Origin of the sequence: Kosakonia arachidis (genome assembly GCF_900116535.1) — a bacterium.
Lineage (GTDB): Bacteria > Pseudomonadota > Gammaproteobacteria > Enterobacterales > Enterobacteriaceae > Kosakonia > Kosakonia arachidis.
Genome location: NZ_FPAU01000003.1, coordinates 276,417 through 295,116, shown reverse-complemented (window position 1 = coordinate 295,116; position 18,700 = coordinate 276,417). Strand labels below are relative to the sequence as shown.

Annotated in this window: 20 protein-coding genes and 2 pseudogenes; 13 read left to right on the top strand and 9 right to left on the bottom strand. The window is 53.8% G+C overall.

What is annotated here, in order from left to right; all coding sequences use genetic code 11:
- Positions 1-61: 61 nt before the first annotated feature.
- Positions 62-112 (bottom strand): hypothetical protein, encoded by a 51-nt coding sequence (locus BM427_RS25805; protein WP_216637209.1) that lies wholly within the window; start codon positions 110-112, stop codon positions 62-64.
- Between the two features lie 153 nt (positions 113-265).
- On the opposite strand from BM427_RS25805, the gene pepA reads away from it, so the two are divergent.
- The 3 genes from pepA (at position 266) to BM427_RS12945 (ending at position 5,357) form a co-directional block, all read left to right on the top strand.
- The gene (gene pepA / locus BM427_RS12955) at positions 266-1,777 is read left to right on the top strand and encodes a leucyl aminopeptidase (RefSeq protein WP_090122132.1); all 1,512 of its coding nucleotides are present in this window, start codon (positions 266-268) and stop codon (positions 1,775-1,777) included.
- A 281-nt stretch (positions 1,778-2,058) separates the two neighbouring features.
- Positions 2,059-2,502: a DNA polymerase III subunit chi gene (holC, locus tag BM427_RS12950; protein ID WP_090122130.1), complete on the top strand. Its 444-nt coding sequence runs from the start codon at positions 2,059-2,061 to the stop codon at positions 2,500-2,502.
- Positions 2,502-5,357: a valine--tRNA ligase gene (locus BM427_RS12945; RefSeq protein WP_090122128.1), complete on the top strand. Its 2,856-nt coding sequence runs from the start codon at positions 2,502-2,504 to the stop codon at positions 5,355-5,357. The genes holC and BM427_RS12945 overlap by 1 nt, the downstream gene beginning before the upstream one ends.
- Before the next feature lie 164 nt (positions 5,358-5,521).
- Here the strand turns inward: BM427_RS12945 and BM427_RS12940 are convergent, their stop codons facing one another.
- Positions 5,522-6,724, bottom strand: coding sequence for a YjgN family protein (locus BM427_RS12940; RefSeq protein ID WP_090122126.1), 1,203 nt, complete (start codon positions 6,722-6,724; stop codon positions 5,522-5,524).
- A 193-nt stretch (positions 6,725-6,917) separates the two neighbouring features.
- Between BM427_RS12940 and BM427_RS12935 the strand changes: the two genes are divergently transcribed.
- Entirely contained in the window at positions 6,918-7,421 is a 504-nt protein-coding gene (locus BM427_RS12935; RefSeq protein ID WP_090122124.1) for a GNAT family N-acetyltransferase, read from the top strand.
- Between the two features lie 39 nt (positions 7,422-7,460).
- On the opposite strand, the gene BM427_RS12930 is transcribed toward BM427_RS12935, so the two are convergent.
- The 3 genes from BM427_RS12930 to rraB are packed head-to-tail and all read right to left on the bottom strand — an operon-like array spanning position 7,461 to position 9,541.
- Positions 7,461-8,285 (bottom strand): hypothetical protein, encoded by an 825-nt coding sequence (locus tag BM427_RS12930; RefSeq protein WP_090122121.1) that lies wholly within the window; start codon positions 8,283-8,285, stop codon positions 7,461-7,463.
- Positions 8,282-9,064, bottom strand: a complete 783-nt coding sequence (gene miaE / locus BM427_RS12925; protein ID WP_090122118.1) for a tRNA isopentenyl-2-thiomethyl-A-37 hydroxylase MiaE — start codon at positions 9,062-9,064, stop codon at positions 8,282-8,284. Before miaE ends, BM427_RS12930 begins: the two co-directional genes overlap by 4 nt.
- A gap of 45 nt (positions 9,065-9,109) precedes the next feature.
- On the bottom strand, positions 9,110-9,541 hold the full coding sequence (gene rraB / locus BM427_RS12920) for a ribonuclease E inhibitor RraB (protein WP_090122115.1): 432 nt from the start codon (positions 9,539-9,541) through the stop codon (positions 9,110-9,112).
- A gap of 97 nt (positions 9,542-9,638) precedes the next feature.
- Between rraB and argL the strand changes: the two genes are divergently transcribed.
- Complete coding sequence (gene argL, locus BM427_RS26500) at positions 9,639-9,734, top strand: putative translational regulatory protein ArgL (protein ID WP_425256047.1); 96 nt, start codon at positions 9,639-9,641, stop codon at positions 9,732-9,734.
- A complete protein-coding gene (gene argF, locus BM427_RS12915; protein ID WP_090122113.1) occupies positions 9,704-10,708 on the top strand; it encodes an ornithine carbamoyltransferase in 1,005 nt (334 codons plus the stop codon). Before argL ends, argF begins: the two co-directional genes overlap by 31 nt.
- Positions 10,709-10,745: 37 nt before the next feature.
- On the opposite strand, the gene BM427_RS12910 is transcribed toward argF, so the two are convergent.
- On the bottom strand, positions 10,746-11,198 hold the full coding sequence (locus BM427_RS12910) for a YhcH/YjgK/YiaL family protein (RefSeq protein ID WP_090122748.1): 453 nt from the start codon (positions 11,196-11,198) through the stop codon (positions 10,746-10,748).
- A 356-nt stretch (positions 11,199-11,554) separates the two neighbouring features.
- Here BM427_RS12910 and BM427_RS26045 point away from each other — a divergent pair.
- Positions 11,555-11,809 (top strand): annotated as a pseudogene (locus BM427_RS26045) (arginine deiminase family protein); the annotation flags it as partial.
- A pseudogene (locus tag BM427_RS26040) lies at positions 11,804-12,144 on the top strand (arginine repressor); the annotation flags it as partial. The pseudogenes BM427_RS26045 and BM427_RS26040, both read left to right, overlap by 6 nt.
- 3 nt (positions 12,145-12,147) lie before the next feature.
- Here the strand turns inward: BM427_RS26040 and BM427_RS12900 are convergent.
- Positions 12,148-12,264: a hypothetical protein gene (locus BM427_RS12900; protein WP_090122112.1), complete on the bottom strand. Its 117-nt coding sequence runs from the start codon at positions 12,262-12,264 to the stop codon at positions 12,148-12,150.
- On the opposite strand from BM427_RS12900, the gene BM427_RS12895 reads away from it, so the two are divergent.
- The 4 genes from BM427_RS12895 (at position 12,244) to ridA (ending at position 14,263) form a co-directional block, all read left to right on the top strand.
- Positions 12,244-12,348 (top strand): pyrBI operon leader peptide, encoded by a 105-nt coding sequence (locus BM427_RS12895; RefSeq protein WP_175539138.1) that lies wholly within the window; start codon positions 12,244-12,246, stop codon positions 12,346-12,348. The genes BM427_RS12900 and BM427_RS12895 overlap by 21 nt on opposite strands.
- A gap of 35 nt (positions 12,349-12,383) precedes the next feature.
- Positions 12,384-13,319, top strand: a complete 936-nt coding sequence (gene pyrB, locus BM427_RS12890; RefSeq protein WP_090122109.1) for an aspartate carbamoyltransferase — start codon at positions 12,384-12,386, stop codon at positions 13,317-13,319.
- 13 nt (positions 13,320-13,332) lie between these two features.
- The gene (pyrI, locus tag BM427_RS12885) at positions 13,333-13,794 is read left to right on the top strand and encodes an aspartate carbamoyltransferase regulatory subunit (RefSeq protein WP_090122107.1); all 462 of its coding nucleotides are present in this window, start codon (positions 13,333-13,335) and stop codon (positions 13,792-13,794) included.
- An 82-nt stretch (positions 13,795-13,876) separates the two neighbouring features.
- Entirely contained in the window at positions 13,877-14,263 is a 387-nt protein-coding gene (gene ridA / locus BM427_RS12880; protein WP_035887044.1) for a 2-iminobutanoate/2-iminopropanoate deaminase, read from the top strand.
- Positions 14,264-14,467: 204 nt separating this feature from the next.
- Here the strand turns inward: ridA and mgtA are convergent, their stop codons facing one another.
- Positions 14,468-17,176, bottom strand: coding sequence for a magnesium-translocating P-type ATPase (gene mgtA, locus BM427_RS12875; protein WP_090122105.1), 2,709 nt, complete (start codon positions 17,174-17,176; stop codon positions 14,468-14,470).
- Positions 17,177-17,417: 241 nt separating this feature from the next.
- Positions 17,418-17,468, bottom strand: a complete 51-nt coding sequence (gene mgtL, locus BM427_RS26355) for a mgtA regulatory leader peptide MgtL (RefSeq protein ID WP_227123200.1) — start codon at positions 17,466-17,468, stop codon at positions 17,418-17,420.
- A gap of 204 nt (positions 17,469-17,672) precedes the next feature.
- On the opposite strand from mgtL, the gene treR reads away from it, so the two are divergent.
- Entirely contained in the window at positions 17,673-18,620 is a 948-nt protein-coding gene (gene treR, locus BM427_RS12870; RefSeq protein ID WP_090122102.1) for a trehalose operon repressor TreR, read from the top strand.
- The last annotated feature ends 80 nt before the right edge of the window (positions 18,621-18,700 follow it).

Genomic DNA, 18,700 nt, shown 5'->3' with positions numbered 1-18,700 from the left:
TAAATACGCCCGTAAAAACCAGTCTTTTTCCTGGAAAATCGCTTGTTTCATGGCTTAAACGTCATTTATTCTCTTGAGTCGTCGAAATCATCGCTAAGATTAATATACTCAGCGGATGGGTGCGAAAGAGCCAATTCTGACGTGCCGAAACCGTAGTACCATTAAGATTAACACGAAGTCATCGCAACAGCGGACATGAGTTACGTAAGCTTGCAATTCTATCTGTAGCCGCCGCCGTTGTCTTTAAGATTCAGGAGCGTAGTGCATGGAGTTCAGTGTAAAAAGCGGTAGCCCGGAGAAACAGCGTAGTGCCTGCATCGTTGTGGGTGTCTTTGAACCGCGCCGACTCTCCCCGATCGCCGAGCAACTCGATAAGATCAGCGATGGCTACATCAGCGCGCTGCTCCGTCGCGGAGAACTGGAAGGTAAACCAGGACAAACCCTGCTACTTCACCACGTACCAAATGTCCTCTCCGAGCGTATTTTGCTGATTGGCTGCGGTAAAGAGCGTGAGCTGGATGAGCGCCAGTACAAGCAGGTGATTCAGAAAACCATCAATACCCTGAATGATACGGGCTCAATGGAAGCCGTCTGCTTCCTGACCGAGCTGCATGTCAAAGGGCGCAACACCTACTGGAAAGTGCGTCAGGCCGTTGAGACAGCGAAAGAGAGCCTGTACAGCTTCGATCAACTGAAAACCAATAAAATCGAACCGCGTCGTCCGCTGCGTAAAATGGTCTTCAACGTGCCGACGCGTCGCGAATTAACCAGCGGTGAACGCGCTATCCAGCACGGTCTGGCTATCTCTGCGGGGATTAAAGCGGCCAAAGATCTCGGCAATATGCCGCCGAACATCTGTAATGCTGCTTACCTCGCTTCGCAGGCGCGCCAACTGGCAGACACCTATAGCAAAAACGTCCTGACCCGCGTGATTGGCGAACAGCAAATGCGCGAACTGGGCATGCACTCGTACCTGGCTGTCGGCCAGGGCTCGCAGAACGAGTCGCTGATGTCGGTGATTGAGTACAAAGGCAACACGTCGGAAGACGCTCGCCCGATTGTACTGGTCGGAAAAGGCCTGACCTTCGATTCCGGCGGTATCTCCATCAAACCAGCCGAAGGCATGGACGAGATGAAGTACGACATGTGCGGCGCTGCGGCAGTTTACGGCGTGATGCGCATGGTGGCCGAACTGCAACTGCCGCTGAACGTGATTGGCGTGTTGGCAGGTTGTGAAAACATGCCAGGCGGGCGGGCGTATCGTCCTGGCGACGTGCTGACCACCATGTCCGGCCAGACGGTAGAAGTGCTGAATACCGATGCCGAAGGCCGTCTGGTGCTATGTGATGTGCTGACCTACGTTGAGCGCTTCGATCCAGAAGCGGTGATCGATGTCGCGACGCTGACCGGCGCATGCGTGGTTGCGCTTGGCCATCACATCACCGGTTTGCTGTCGAATCACAACCCGCTGGCACATGAGCTGATTGGCGCATCCGAGCAGGCTGGCGACCGCGCGTGGCGTTTACCGATGGGCGACGAGTACCAGGATCAGCTGGAATCCAACTTTGCGGATATGGCGAACATCGGCGGCCGTCCTGGTGGTGCTATCACCGCTGGCTGCTTCCTGTCGCGCTTTGCCCGTAAATATAACTGGGCGCACCTGGATATCGCCGGCACCGCATGGCGCTCCGGCAAAGCCAAAGGCGCAACCGGTCGTCCGGTGGCGATGCTGTCACAGTTCCTGCTGAACCGCGCCGGATTTAACGGCGAAGAGTAAGTCGTCAATACCGGATGGCTATGATTGCCGGATGGCGGCTATGCCTCACCCGGCCTGGAACCTCGCGCAATGTGAACGCTATATCCTGTGGATTTCGCGTTGCATCGCGGCGGCAACTGAGCGACAAATCCGTCGGGAACAGATTTGTACAGCCGCAGGCTGCCGTCCGGTGAGCGACAGGGATGTCTCTCATCTCATCCCCCGGAGCATAGACCATTATGTGACTGGGGTGCGCGCAGGTAGCCAACAAAGAGGCAGCGTGAAAGACGACGGGTATAAATATGAAAAATGCGACCTTTTACCTTCTGGACAATGATAACGCCGTTGACGGCTTAAGCGCCGTCGAGCAACTGGTGTGTGAAATTGCCGCAGAACGTTGGCGTAACGGCAAGCGCGTGCTGATTGCCTGTGCCGATGAGCAGCAGGCGATTCGGCTGGATGAAGCATTATGGGCGCGCCCGGCGGAGCGTTTTGTGCCGCACAATCTGGCAGGCGAAGGTCCGCGCGGTGGTGCGCCAGTCGAACTGTCCTGGCCGCAAAAGCGCAACAGTAGCCCGCGCGATATTCTGATCAGCCTGCGCGCGGAATTTGCAGATTTTGCCACCGCTTTCACAGAAGTGGTAGACTTCGTCCCTTACGAAGACTCTCTGAAACAACTGGCGCGCGAACGCTATAAAGCCTACCGCGTGGCCGGTTTCAACCTGAACACGGCAACCTGGAAATAATGGAAAAGACATACAACCCCAAAGATATCGAACAGCCGCTGTACGAGCAGTGGGAAAAGCAGGGCTATTTCAAACCGAACGGTGATGAAAGCCAGGAAAGCTTCTGCATCATGATCCCGCCGCCGAACGTCACCGGCAGTTTGCATATGGGCCACGCCTTCCAGCAGACCATCATGGACACCATGATCCGTTACCAGCGCATGCAGGGGAAAAACACTCTGTGGCAGGTGGGTACTGACCATGCTGGTATCGCAACCCAGATGGTGGTTGAACGTAAAATTGCCGCAGAAGAAGGGAAAACCCGCCACGATTACGGTCGCGAGGCGTTTATCGACAAAATCTGGCAGTGGAAAGCCGAATCCGGCGGCACCATCACCAACCAGATGCGTCGTCTGGGCAACTCCGTGGACTGGGATCGCGAGCGCTTTACCATGGATGAAGGCCTCTCCAACGCGGTCAAAGAGGTGTTTGTCCGCCTGTATAAAGAAGATCTGATTTACCGCGGCAAACGCCTGGTGAACTGGGATCCGAAACTGCGCACGGCGATTTCCGACCTCGAAGTGGAAAACCGCGAGTCGAAAGGCTCAATGTGGCATATCCGCTATCCTCTGGCCGACGGTGCAAAAACCGCTGACGGTAAAGATCATCTGGTGGTTGCCACCACGCGTCCGGAAACCCTGCTGGGCGATACCGGCGTGGCTGTCAACCCGGAAGATCCACGTTATAAAGATCTGATTGGCAAGTTCGTGGTGCTGCCGCTGGTTAACCGTCGTATTCCGATCGTGGGCGATGAACACGCCGACATGGAAAAAGGCACCGGCTGCGTGAAAATCACCCCGGCGCACGACTTTAACGACTATGAAGTGGGCCGTCGCCATCAATTACCGATGATCAACATCCTGACCTTTGACGGCGACATCCGTGAAAGCGCGCAGGTTTATGATACCAACGGCAACGAATCCGACGTTTATCCGGCGGACATCCCGGCAGAATTCCAGAATCTGGAGCGTTTTGCCGCACGTAAAGCGATGGTTGCCGCCGTGGACGCGCTGGGTCTGCTGGAAGAGATTAAACCGCACGACCTCACCGTTCCATACGGCGATCGCGGCGGCGTGGTTATCGAACCGATGCTGACCGATCAGTGGTACGTGCGTGCCGATGTGCTGGCGAAACCGGCGGTCGAAGCGGTGGAAAACGGCGACATCCAGTTCGTACCGAAGCAGTACGAAAACATGTATTTCTCCTGGATGCGCGATATTCAGGATTGGTGTATCTCCCGTCAGCTGTGGTGGGGGCACCGTATTCCGGCATGGTATGACAACGACGGCAACGTCTACGTTGGCCGCAACGAAGAGGAAGTGCGTCAGGAAAATAACCTGGCTGCCGATATCGCGCTGCGTCAGGACGATGACGTGCTGGACACCTGGTTCTCCTCCGCACTGTGGACCTTCTCCACGCTCGGCTGGCCGGAAAACACGGATGCGTTGCGTCAGTTCCATCCGACCAGCGTGATGGTTTCCGGCTTCGACATCATCTTCTTCTGGATCGCACGCATGATCATGATGACCATGCACTTCATTAAAGATGAAAACGGCAAGCCTCAGGTACCGTTCAAGACCGTCTATATGACGGGTCTTATCCGCGATGACGAAGGCCAGAAGATGTCCAAATCCAAAGGCAACGTGATTGATCCGCTGGATATGGTTGACGGTATTTCGCTGGCAGATCTGCTGGAGAAACGTACCGGCAACATGATGCAGCCGCAGTTGGCGGAGAAAATCCGTAAGCGTACCGAGAAACAGTTCCCAGACGGCATTGAGCCGCACGGCACTGATGCCCTGCGCTTCACGCTGGCGGCGCTGGCTTCAACCGGTCGTGATATCAACTGGGATATGAAGCGTCTGGAAGGCTACCGTAACTTCTGTAACAAGCTGTGGAACGCCAGCCGCTTTGTGCTGATGAATACCGAAGGGCAGGATTGCGGTTTCAACGGTGGTGAAAAAGTGCTGTCGCTGGCTGACCGCTGGATCCTTGCTGAATTTAACCAGACCACCAAAGCGTATCGCGAAGCGCTGGACAACTTCCGCTTCGATATCGCGGCTGGCATTCTGTACGAGTTCACCTGGAACCAGTTCTGCGACTGGTATCTGGAGCTGGCCAAACCGGTAATGAACGGTGGTACAGAAACCGAACTGCGCGGCACGCGCAATACGTTGGTGACTGTGCTGGAAGGTTTGCTGCGCCTCGCGCATCCGATCATTCCGTTTATCACTGAAACTATCTGGCAGCGCGTGAAAGTGCTGAAAGGCATTACCGCTGACACCATCATGTTGCAGCCATTCCCGCAGTATGATGCGTCGCAAGTTGACGAAAAAGCGCTGGCGGATACCGAGTGGCTGAAACAGGCGATTATCGCCGTGCGTAATATTCGCGCCGAGATGAACATTGCGCCGGGTAAACCGCTGGATCTGCTGCTGCGTGGTTGCAGTGAAGATGCGATGCGTCGTGTGAACGAGAACCGTAACTTCCTGCAAACGCTGGCGCGTCTGGAAAGCATTACCGTGCTGCCAGCCGATGATAAAGGGCCGGTTTCGGTCACTAAAATTATCGATGGCGCAGAACTGCTGATCCCGATGGCGGGTCTGATCGACAAAGACGCCGAGCTGGCGCGTCTGGCGAAAGAAGTGGCGAAGGTCGAACAGGAAATTGGTCGTATCGAAAGCAAGCTGGGCAACGAAGGTTTTGTCGCGCGCGCACCGGAAGCGGTGATTGCGAAAGAGCGTGAAAAACTGGACGGTTATGCTCAGGCGAAAGCGAAGCTGATTGAACAGCAGGCTGTCATCGCCGCGCTGTAATCCTCTTCAGGCGTGAAAAAGCCGGGCTGCGTACAAGGCCCGGCTTTTTTTATCCCTCCGGTTGATTGCCCGGCGGCGCTGACGCTTACCGGGCCTATACCGTTTTAGCAAACACTACGCGCAATAGGCCGAAACAGGTGTAGCCGCCATCCGGCACAATACACTCAGAACAGCGCCGGGTAGAATGCCAGACCGCGCGCCAGCAGGTTGGCCGGATCCTTCGCCGGTTGTTGATCGTGATTTTCCAGCGGTAATGACGACAGATCGCCATGCAAGTAGGTGTTTTCCAGCAAATAGCGGGTAAAACGCACCTTCGCCCATGGCCACGCCAGAAACAGCGTAACCGTACACAGCAGAAAATTAGTGATGAAGATCCAGAACACGCGCCCCAGCGTAACCGTGGAGGAGAAACGAATATCGCCTTCCAGCGCCAACTGGCTATAAAGATAATTACGCAGCTTCACGAAAGCGAAAATATAACACATGATCGCGCCGACGATATAAATAAGGTAGCTGAAGATCAATTTGCCATAAAACGGCCCCATCAGCATCGCCAGTTGCTCCGGATTGTCGCCAACCGCGGAAGCATATTGGGAGAGCATAAAGAAAGCCGGGATGGTGATATAAAGCGCGATGGCAATAAACGGTACAAATAGCAGCATCGACAGCACAATAATGGTGATGCACTTTTTAATCGAGAATTCGCCGGAAAATTTCAGCTTCCCGTACTGCAGATTATTCACCAACATACCAAACCACTGTGCAGCATATACACCCTGCATTATCGCCACACCCAGCAATAATACCAAGGTACCAATGCCGATCATGGTGAAAATAGTGGTATACGAACCGCTGCTCAGCGCCGAGGTGGTAAAGAATGAAAACACAATAATGGCAGCAGCCACGATCAACAGCGGGCAGCCTATCATCACCCACCATGCACGCAGCGGGCTGGCGTAAAAACTGAAGCGGATACCGTTAATCTCCGTCATCAGAAATTGATAACGCAAACCCTGAGTAATGAGCCACGGGAAAAAGATCAGGAATAACGCCATCATACACAGTTGCAGGGCAATATTGCCATGCACTATGTTAATGATGAATACCGCATACAGCACCAGCATACATAGCCAACCGACAAATACCGAACGCCCTGTCGCATGCCAGGAAAAACGCGCCCCATCCAGTTCAGTATTGGCGTAGAAATAACGGCGGGCACGGACTAACGCCCACGGCAAATATAACCCCAGCGTTATAATGGTTAGTAGAATATTTATCAGCCAGATCAGGAAATAGCTTTTACCGCTTCCCTGAAAGCGAAAATGGCGTACTGGCGTTGTCCCGGAATCCTGAGTATCGAAAGTCATAACAATCCTTATCGCAAAAAAGAAAAACACAGCCTAATAATACGCAAAAATGTTACAGAATAGTTATTTTCAACTTCAAGTTTAAATGGCTTATCGATAAAAAAATAGCAGCCAATATTCCTGGTCTTGCCAGATTGCCACAGGAGTGGTATTAAGCGTGATTATGTAAAAAGTAACCTAACAGAGAGCAGAGATGAATGTGACCGCTCCGGTAGAGGTAAAAATGCGCCGGATTGCTGCAACAGATAATGCCTCAATCGCATCAGTGATCCGCCAGGTATCAGCGGAATATGGCCTCACCGCCGATAAAGGCTACACCGTTGCCGACCCTGAACTGGATGAGCTTTACCCGCTTTACAGCAAGCCGGGTTACGCCTATTGGGTCGTCGAACTGAATGGCGAGATCGTGGGCGGAGGTGGCGTTGCACCGCTAAAATGTAGCGAGCCGGATATTTGCGAACTGCAAAAGATGTATTTTCTTCCCGCTGCACGCGGTCAGGGGCTGGCGAAAAAGCTGGCACTGATGGCGATGGATCATGCCCGTACGCAGGGCTTTACCCGCTGTTACCTTGAAACGACCGCATTTTTAACCGACGCCATCGGTCTGTACGAACATCTGGGATTCGAACATATCGACGGACCGCTCGGCTGCACCGGTCATGTTGACTGCGAAGTGCGCATGCTGAAAATGCTGTAACGGTAAAAGAGCGGGTGTCACACCCGCTCCTTGCGCTGATTACGAGCGGTTCGCCTCAAGCATTAATGAACGATACAGACCCGCTGCCCGCGCCTGCGGTAGCGCCTGCACCCCGTTCAAAATATCCAGCATCATGTCGCAAACCACTTTCTCTTTGCCAGATGCCTTATCCGGATGGCTGAGCAATTGCACATCCTGCCCGTATTTGCTGTAGAGCTGACGCAAAATCGGTTCGAGATCCGCCTGCGCTTGCTTCTCCTCTTGTGGCGTAATGGTGTGCTTATCCGGCCCGTAGGTGGCCTGTAGCATGGCGTAATCGGTGTCCAGACGGCGTTTCAGCGTCTCGCGCGAGTTAAGCGCCACCGGGTTAACGCCGCCTTTTACCTCTGGATAGTGGAAACGGAAGCAGGCATCATCGCTGATTTTTTGCATTTCTATCGTTTGATCGATTAACACGCGCGTTTCCGCAACCACCTGTTGATCGGATGCCAGTGGCATACGTTGCATTTGCAAAGCGCTAAACCGGGGCTGGATAGTATCGATAATTTTTTGATCGCTGGCACCGACTTTCATCAGCACCACGACCTGATTACGCAGTTCGCTAAACAGCTTCGGTTCGTGTTCGGCAATTAATTGCCAGGTGGGAATTTGCTGCACCATCGCATCAAATCGCGCCTCGGCGGTTTGCGCATTTTTTTGCGCCTGCAAATAGCGGATATCGATAAAATTCCACAGGGCGATAAATACCACTGCCAGTACTGCCGCTCCGCCCTTGCTTAGCCACCCTTTTTTTCGCATCAGCCCGGTGATAATGGTTATCGCCGCACCGACATACCCCGCCATCAAGACGTGCGTCCAGTTCATCCTTTTCCCTTAATGTTGAATGACACCGGCACGCCGCTGTGAAAACGGAACTCCATATCCGGTGTTGAGATCAGCGCTGCTTCCACTTCGCCAAAATGACGCACGCGCGGGCTGATATCGACAGTGGAGATCTGCTGTGCCAGGGCCAGATAATCCTGATAGTGACGCGCCTCTGAACGCAGCAGGGACAAATAAAAGCTCTGCAAATCAGCCTCCAGCCACGGTGCCAGCGCGGCAAAGCGTTCACAGGATCGGGCTTCAATGTAAGCGCCGCAAATAAGTTTATCGACCAAAGTGAGCGGCTCATGAGTGCGAACCTCTTTCAGCATACCTTTGGCATAACGGCTGGCGGTGATTTTGACGTAGGGAATATTACGGGCGTTCATCGCTTCCCGCACCTGCCAGAAATGGTGTAGTTCCTCTTTAATCAACAGCACCATGCTGTCGATAAGCTGGCGTCCCCAGGCATCGTCGGTCTGCGGCATGACACTTTTGCCAATCTGTTTATGCAGGGCGACAAAATCCGGTTCCGGCCCTTCACGGAAGGTGAAGGCTTCGTAAGGTTTCAGCCACGCCAACAGCGCGTCCGAACCGGCTTTATCCGCCACATATTTGCGAACCAGCAGCATGGCGGTTTGCGCCGCTTTCAGTTCGCAGACCATGTGGTCGGTCAGCAGCAGCGGCAGCACGGCCGGGTCGCGGGCTTTTTCTATCCAGGCGTTGGGGGTCGGGCAGTGGAGAAAATCTAAAACCGGGGCGAGTATTTGCGGGTAATCCATGGCAGTTCCTTGCTTTGCGGCAGCAGGCGCTGCCGCAACGGTCACTCAGTGGCGCACGCCGTCGTCTTCTTCATCGACGTAATCGTCGTCACCTTCTTCGCCATCTTCGCCTTCTTCACCGTCAGGATCTTCGTAGTAAGTACCCCAACCGTCGTACTCAACACCGACCTTCTCTGCGAGATTGATCAGTTGTTCAACTTGCGTGTCAATAAGCTCGGCGTTCAGAGCACATTCGCTCAGTACGTCGCAACAAATCACCACTTCACCTTCGTCGAGCTCCAGCTCTTCCGGTTCAGTCACTTCATAACCCAACTTGAACGCTTCAACGGCGGCCTTTTCCAGCGTCTCAAAATCATCTGCCGAAAGATGATGCTCAATGGTGTAAAGCGCGTCAGGATCGCTGCCATCTTCCAGCAATTCTTCAATAATCAAACGCGTCTCTTCGCGCTGCTCTTCCAGGTGTTCCGGGTTCGCCATGGCTCGTTCCTCATAATGTGGCAGATACACTTATTGTCACACACCGCCGCGATTGCCTCCACTCCTCGCCGAAAAGATTTATGCGCCGGGGTTGCAAATGCATATTCATACATATAAATTGAATTTTAATTCAACAAGTGGCCTTTGCCATGTGAGGAAAACATGTCTGCGTTTTACCAGAAACATTTTTTGAAACTGCTCGATTTTACACCTGCGGAAATCAATGCCCTGCTGCAACTCGCCTCGCAATTAAAAGCTGATAAGAAAAAAGGCCAGGAAGTGCAGAAACTTACCGGCAAAAACATCGCGCTCATCTTCGAAAAAGACTCTACCCGCACCCGATGCTCTTTCGAAGTTGCCGCATACGATCAGGGTGCCCGCGTCACTTATCTTGCGCCAAGCGGCAGTCAGATAGGCCATAAAGAATCAATTAAAGATACCGCACGCGTGCTGGGCCGTATGTACGATGGTATTCAATATCGTGGCTACGGCCAGGAGATTGTCGAAACGCTGGCGCAATATGCAGGCGTGCCGGTGTGGAACGGTTTAACCAATGAGTTCCACCCGACGCAATTGCTGGCAGATCTGCTGACCATGCGCGAGCACCTACCGGGCAAACCGTTCAACCAGATGACGCTGGTCTACGCGGGTGATGCGCGCAATAACATGGGCAACTCAATGCTGGAAGCGGCAGCGCTGGTGGGTCTGGATCTGCGTCTTGTTGCACCGAAAGCCTGCTGGCCAGATGCCAGCCTGGTGGCGGAGTGCACCGCGCTGGCAGTGAAAAATGGCGGCAATATTCTACTGACAGAAGATATCGCCACTGGCGTGAAGGGCGCAGATTTCATCTATACCGATGTCTGGGTATCGATGGGCGAAGCCAAAGAGAAATGGGCTGAACGCATCGCGCTGCTGCGCCCTTACCAGGTGAACAGTATGATGCTATCGCTGACCGGTAACCCGCAGGTGAAATTCTTGCATTGTCTGCCGGCCTTCCATGACGATCAAACCACACTCGGCAAAAAAATGGCGGAAGAGTTTGGCCTGCACGGCGGCATGGAAGTCACCAATGAAGTGTTTGAATCACCGGCAAGCGTCGTGTTCGACCAGGCGGAAAACCGCATGCACACCATCAAAGCCGTCATGGTGGCAACACTCAGCCAGTAAGTTTTGCCCCTCACCCGCTCCGGGTGAGGGGGCATTATCAGGCAACCAGTAGCTTTACCACCGCTTTGCGCACTTTCGCAGGCGCATTCACCGCACACAGTGGTTTATGTACTTCGCCTGGCCAAAAGACGACAAAGTCCCCTTCGCTTAGCACCACGGTTTTTTCCTCGCCGCCTTCCGGCAAAAACGCGATGTCTTTATCAGCCAGCCAGTCGGTATCCGGTACGCCTGCAGGCAACGTGCTAAAGGTCATCCCTTCCTGACCTTTCAGGACAATCTGAATATCCAGATAGCGCGCGTGATACTCCGCCCGACGCTCGGCGAGCGGCTGAGTTGAATCCTCAGAAATGAGATAAAACAGGCGGTTGCCGTCGATATCGTGTTTGCCGATCGCCGTCGCATCGGTGACATGCTGTTTAACGTGTTCAATAGCCTGGCGCAATTCCTGCGGCAACCAGGATTGCAGATGGTGAATATTACCAACGATCATGATGTAACCCTCTACATAAAACATTGTTTCATTTTTAAATGTTTATACGAGAATTCACACTGCCATACCACCACTTTTTACGGGAGATTTGCGACAATGCATGTTTAGCGGAAAATATGTTACGAGTTTGTTAATCCAAGGGCGGAATTTATGCCGTGATAGTGCATGAACCCAATCAGCGGGAATAATATCAACCATTAATGCGTAGCCATTCATTTTCATAATAAGGCTAATTAACTATTCTCTGGCGCGAATCAGGCATTCGAACAACAGCTCTGTAATATCCCATCCGACGCGAGCACAATCCCCCCATTAATTCACACGATTTCTATTATTAGCCGTGAAATTAGCAACCTAACCCGATGGCCAAACCGGCTTGCCAGCGCGAAACATACAATCTGCGTGCGATTTATCGCTGGCATCCGGCCTTCGCTGACGGTGAATTTATTAAATACTTTGGCGACGAAAATATTAATTATGACCATGCCACCTTAGAAGGTGGTGATGTATTAGTGATCGGTCGCGGTGCGGTGTTAATGGGCTTTTCTGAACTCACCACGCCACAGGGCGTTAAGTTTATTGCCAATAGCCTGTTCAAACACCGCCAGTCCACCGTGTCCCGCCTGTTGAAAGTGCTCGGCGTGATAAAAATCCGCAACGCCAAAGGACTAAAAATTTATGCGCTGAATCCACAGCTGCGCCCGGTGCCGGACGCCGCCCGCACGGTCTCCGAAATGGTGAGCAGCGTTGAACATAATCGCGAATTTATCCTTATTCACACCGTGGCCGGCTAGGGCCGCGCCGTGGCACGCATTCTGGATTATCACCAATTGCCGGAAATCCCTGGCGTCGAGGGAGGGGCAGTGTTGTCTGGGTTGCGCCCAGAGTCGTAATGCATACGGCGCTAACACACAAACAAATTAATTATCTACTTAGAACGCATTAATATTCAAAGAGAACCGTTTGCACTGCGTAAAATGTGCATCAATCGCTTGATCCAAAAAAGTAGCTGCGTATAATCCGGGACAATTTGCCGGGAGGAAGTATGGTCCAGTGTGTACGACAAACTGTCTTACCGCGTCTGAAAAAAGGCGCTGACCTGCCATTTTTCTTTCCCGTTGCGAACCCTATTCCACAGCCCCTCTATTGAGGGGCTTTTTTTTGCGCAGTCGTCAGGAGATAACCATGGCTAATCCGCTATATCAGAAACATATCATTTCCATAAACGATCTCAGCCGCGAAGAACTGGAACTGGTGCTTAACACCGCTGCACGACTGAAGGCCAACCCCCAGCCAGAGCTGCTCAAGCATAAAGTGATCGCCAGTTGCTTCTTTGAAGCCTCCACCCGTACGCGTCTGTCATTTGAAACCTCCATGCACCGTCTCGGCGCGAGCGTGGTCGGCTTTTCTGACAGCAGCAACACATCGCTGGGTAAGAAAGGCGAAACGCTGGCAGACACCATTTCGGTTATCAGTACCTATGTGGATGCCATTGTGATGCGCCACCCACAGGAGGGCGCGGCGCGTCTGGCGACCGAATTTTCCGGCGGTATTCCGGTGCTGAACGCTGGTGACGGCGCCAACCAACATCCGACGCAAACGCTGCTTGATCTCTTCACCATTCAGGAGACGCAGGGGCGCCTTGAAAACCTGCATATCGCTATGGTCGGCGACCTGAAGTATGGCCGTACCGTGCATTCACTGGCGCAGGCGCTGGCAAAATTCAGCGGCAACCGCTTCTACTTTATCGCCCCGGATGCACTGGCAATGCCGCAGTACATTCTGGATATGCTCGACGAGAAAGGCATGGCCTGGAGCGTGCACGCCAGTATTGAAGAGGTGATGGCGGAAGTCGATGTCCTGTATATGACCCGCGTACAGAAAGAACGTCTGGACCCGTCGGAATACGCCAACGTCAAAGCGCAGTTTGTTTTGCGCGCCAGCGATCTGATCGGCGCACGCAGCAATATGAAGGTACTGCATCCGCTGCCGCGCGTTGACGAAATCACCACCGACGTTGATAAAACACCGCACGCCTGGTATTTCCAGCAGGCCGGCAACGGCATTTTCGCCCGCCAGGCTCTGCTGGCGTTAGTTCTCAATCGCGATTTGGCTCTGTAAGGGGGAAACGACAATGACACACGATAATAAACTTCAGGTCGAAGCCATTAAACGCGGCACCGTGATTGACCACATCCCTGCCCGCGTCGGGTTCAAGCTGTTGACGCTGTTCAAACTGACGGAAACCGACCAGCGCATTACTATTGGCCTTAACCTGCCGTCCGGCGAAATGGGTCGCAAGGATTTGATCAAAATCGAGAACACATTTCTCACCGATGAGCAGGTCAACCAGTTGGCGCTGTATGCGCCGCAGGCCACCGTCAACCGGATTGATGAGTATGAAGTGGTGGGCAAATCACGCCCGAGCCTGCCAGAACGCATCAATGGCGTCCTGGTGTGCCCGAACAGCAACTGCATCAGCCATGCCGAGCCGGTCGCTTCCAGCTTTGCGGTAAAACAACGCGAGCAGGATATCGCGTTGAAGTGCAAATACTGCGAGAAAGAGTTCTCACATCACGTCGTGCTGGCCAATTAACGCCCAGCCAGTAAAGAGGCGGTCTGTGCGATAACGTGTATAATGACCGCCACCTTCTTACCGCTGATATTCAGGAAACATCATGACTAAAGTTATCGCGACGGAAAATGCGCCAGCTGCCATCGGCCCTTATGTGCAGGCGGTTGATCTCGGCAATATGATCCTCACATCCGGCCAAATCCCGGTTGATCCGAAAACCGGCAGCGTGCCGGAAGATGTCGCCGCGCAGGCGCGCCAGTCTCTCGACAACGTGAAAGCAATCGTCGAGGCCGCTGGCCTGAAAGTGGGCGACATTGTGAAAACTACCGTGTTCGTGAAAGATCTTAACGATTTCGCCACCGTTAACGCCACTTACGAAGCCTTTTTCGCCGAGCATAACGCCACCTTCCCGGCGCGTTCCTGCGTGGAAGTGGCTCGTCTGCCGAAAGATGTGAAAATCGAGATTGAAGCGATCGCCGTACGTCGCTAATCCGCATACCGGATGGCCGCGTAAACGTACCCGGCCAGTCAGTTTACAGGCAGGATAAGCGAAGCTCCCCATCTTGCCTGTAACATTCCGCATCTCAGCTAAGCCCGCCGTCACCCGGCATGAAATACAGCAAATCAACCTTCCCCGCCGCACACAGCAGTAACACAGGCCCAGTAAACATAGCGCCACCGGGCAATTAACGGATTACTGCCAGCCATAGCGACGGCTGTAAAAGCCTTTCACACACTGGGTCAGCGTCATGTAACCAGCCAGAATCGCCACCAGCCACGGGAAGTAGCTCAGCGGCAGTGCCTGCAATTGCAGGTAGCTCGCCAGCGGCGAGAATGGCAGCGCAATACCGACGCAAATCACCATCAGCGTCATGGCAATCAGCGGCCATGCGGCGCGGCTCTGGATAAACGGCACGCGACGGGTACGGATCATGTGCACAATCAACGTTTGCGACAGTAAGCCAACCACAAACCAGCCAGACTGGAACAGGGTTTGCGCTTCCGGCACATTAGCTTTGAACACCCACCACATCACGCAGAAGGTCACAATGTCGAAGATTGAACTGATCGGCCCGAAGAAGATCATAAAACGCCCGAGATCTGCCGGGTTCCAACGCTGCGGTTTAGCAATTTGCTCGTCGTCAACATTATCAAACGGGATCGCCACCTGCGACACATCGTACAGCAGGTTCTGAATCAGTAAGTGCAATGGCAGCATCGGCAGAAACGGCAGGAAGGCGCTCGCCACCAGCACGCTGAAGACGTTACCGAAGTTAGAACTGGCCGTCATTTTAATGTATTTCAGCATGTTGGAGAACGTCCGACGGCCTTCAATAACCCCTTCTTCCAGCACCATCAGACTCTTTTCCAGCAGGATGATATCGGCGGCTTCGCGGGCGATATCGACCGCGCTATCCACGGAAATACCGATATCCGCCGCGCGCAGCGCCGGGGCATCGTTAATACCGTCGCCCATAAAGCCGACCACATGCCCTTCGCGTTTCAGTAAGCGAACAATGCGCTCTTTGTGCAGCGGCGTAAGGCGGGCAAACAGCGTGATATGTTTCGCCATCTGCGCCAGTTCATCATCGCTCAAATGTTCGATTTCGTTGCCGGTCAGCGCGTCGCCCACTTCCAGCCCAACTTCATGGCACACTTTGGCAGCCACGAGTTCGCTGTCACCGGTAAGGATCTTAACGGTGATGCCGCTGGCTTTTAGCGCTTTCAGCGCCGGAGCGGTGGTTTCTTTCGGCGGATCGAGGAACGCAATGTAGCCTTCGAGGATCAAATCCGACTCATCCGCACGCTGATAATCTCCCGTGCGCGCAGGCAGGTATTTGGTCGCTACCGCCACCACGCGCAGCCCCTGGCGGTTCAGGGTGCTGGTGACGCGTTCAATGCGCCGCAGCATGGTGTCATCCAGCGGGAAAATCTCGCCATTAAAACGTACCTGCGAGCACACACTGAGAATTTCTGTCAGCGCGCCTTTGCAGATCAGTTGATGCACATCCGCTTGTTGGGCAACCACCACCGACATCCGGCGGCGTTCAAAATCAAACGGAATCTCATCCACTTTGCGCCAGCCCGAAGAGAGCGTCTGCGCCACTTCCGCATCGACGCCTTCCAGTACAGCGGTGTCCAGCAGGTTTTTCAACCCGGTCTGATAGTGGCTGTTCAGCCATGCGCTATGTAGCACCCATTCGCTGACTTTGCCGCTGATATCGGTGTGCGTTTCCAGCACGATCTTATCCTGCGTCAGCGTACCGGTTTTATCGGTACACAGAATGTCCATCGCGCCAAAGTTCTGGATCGCATCCAGATGTTTAACGATCACTTTCTGTTTCGACAGTTTCACTGCGCCGCGCGCCAGCGTTGAGGTCACAATCATCGGCAACATTTCCGGCGTCAGGCCAACGGCAACCGAGAGGGCAAACAGCGCCGCTTCCCACCAGTCACCTTTGGTAAAGCCGTTGATCAACAAGACGATCGGCGTCATCACCAGCATAAAGCGGATCAGCAGCATGCTGACGCGGCTGATCCCTTTCTGAAAGGCGTTCGGTTCGCTTTCTTGTTCGCTGACGCGCCCGGCCAGTTGCCCAAACCAGGTGTTGCCGCCCGTGCCAATCACCATTGACTGCGCGGTTCCGCTCACCACATTGGTGCCCATAAAACACAGCGTGTCGCACTCAAGCGGGTTTTTCTGCTCCGTCTGGCGGCTGGTTGCCACTTTTTCTACCGGCAGGGATTCACCGGTCAGCGACGCCTGGGCAACGAACAGATCCCGCGCCTGCAAGACGCGCAGATCCGCCGGGATCATGTCGCCCGCCGCCAGCTTGACGATATCGCCCGGCACCAGTTGATCGATAGGGATCTCGCACCAGCTATTCTCACCCTTTTCATTCACTACCCGCAGCACCGTCGCGGTGTTGCTGACCATCGCTTTCAGCGCATCCGCCGCTTTGGTGGAACGCGCTTCTTGCAGGAAGTTGAGCAGGGTGGAAATCGCCACCATCAGCGCAATCACGCCAGAAGCGAACAGATCTTCCGAAGCATAGGAGATTATCCCAAGGCAGGTGAGCAGCAGATTAAACGGGTTGCGATAGCAGCTCCACAGATGTACCCACCACGGTGACGGCTTCTGCGCCGGGATCAGGTTTTCACCGTGCGTTTCGCGCGCCTGCGCCACTTCTTGCGCGGTAAGCCCTTCCGGGTGGCTGGCAAAAGTTTGCCATAGCAGTGTTGGTTCCATCGCCGCAATCGACAGGCAGCGTTCGCCCATCGACGCGGGAATATCGTCGTGGCCGACGGTCTGTACGCCGGGCAGCGGATCGCGCTGTACCAGGCGACGCGGTAAATGACGGTTCAGGCGAGCGAAAAGCTGCCGGGTAAAGTTTTTCAGCATAGTCATATCCTTGCCCCCGCCTCACACGGGTGCCTTCTGCACATCATCTTTCAGCTTCGATCGCGGCGGTGAACCCCAGGCACTAAGCGAGGAATCGAATACCTTGCCGCCTCGATACAGCATGAATAATGGGTGTAAATTTTTCGCAAGTGACGTGGCAACGCGCGCCAACGGCGTTTCTGTTTGGGCAGGGACAAGAACGTCGCTGCCTTACGCATCCGGTAAGGCAGCAAAAGCAGGCTTACCGGGAAACAGTTCTCCATCGCGGGAGAGGTGTGGGATCGGGATCCATCAGGCCTCCGGTAAGGGTAAGAATTGCATTCGTAAAATGACGTGGCAGTATCATAGCTCCACTGAATTAAACCAAACGTATACGCAACGATATTTAGCCGTACAAAGTGCATAAACCAGACTTTGCTCATTGCTGTGCAGTTGGAACCTGAACGAAACTCCTCTATTCTGCAATCCGCCTTAATTAAGGAACAGGACTGGACGCATGCAAAACCGGCTGACAATCAAAGATATTGCGCGTTTAAGCGGGGTGGGGAAATCCACCGTTTCCCGCGTACTGAATAATGAAAGCGGCGTGAGCCAGCGAACACGCGAAAAAGTGGAGGCCATCGTCAATCAACACGGTTTCTCCCCTTCCCGTTCCGCACGCGCCATGCGCGGACAAAGCGACAAGGTAGTGGCGATTATCGTCTCACGTCTTGATTCCCTGTCGGAAAATCTGGCGGTACAGACCATGCTCCCCGCCTTCTACGAACAGGGTTACGACCCGATCATGATGGAGAGCCAGTTTTCGCCGGAACTGGTCGGCGAGCATTTGCAGATGCTGAGCCACCGCAATATCGACGGCGTCGTGCTGTTTGGTTTTACCGGCATTACCGAAGATCTGCTGGCCTCCTGGCAGTCATCGTTGGTGCTGCTGGCGCGTGACGCGAATGGTTTTTCTTCGGTTTGTTACGACGATGAAGGTGCCATTCAGCTATTGATGGAAAAACTCTACGCTCAGGGCCATCGCCATATCAGCTTTATCGGCGTGCCGCACAGCGATGTCACTACTGGCAAACGCCGCCACGATGCTTATCTGGCCTGCTGCCAGCAATACCAGCTTGAATCGCTCTCCGTACTGCCGGGCCTTGCTATGACGCAGGGTTACGATCATGTTGCAGAAGTGCTGACACCGCAAACCACCGCACTACTGTGCGCTACCGATACTCTGGCGCTGGGTGCCAGCAAATACTTACAGCAACAACGCATCGAAAACGTGCAACTTGCCAGTGTGGGTAATACGCCGTTGATGAAGTTCCTGCATCCGGAAATTGTTACCGTCGATCCAGGCTATGCTCAGGCAGGCCGCCAGGCCGCGGCCCAGTTAATCGAACAGGTTAATGGTCGTGCTGATTTACGAAAAATTGTGATCCCCGCCAAACTCGCCTGATTGTGCCGTACGGTTTATTGTGATCCTCGCCTGATTTCGGGAACGTTCCCATTTTTTATTTTTTTACTCCTGGTTACGCT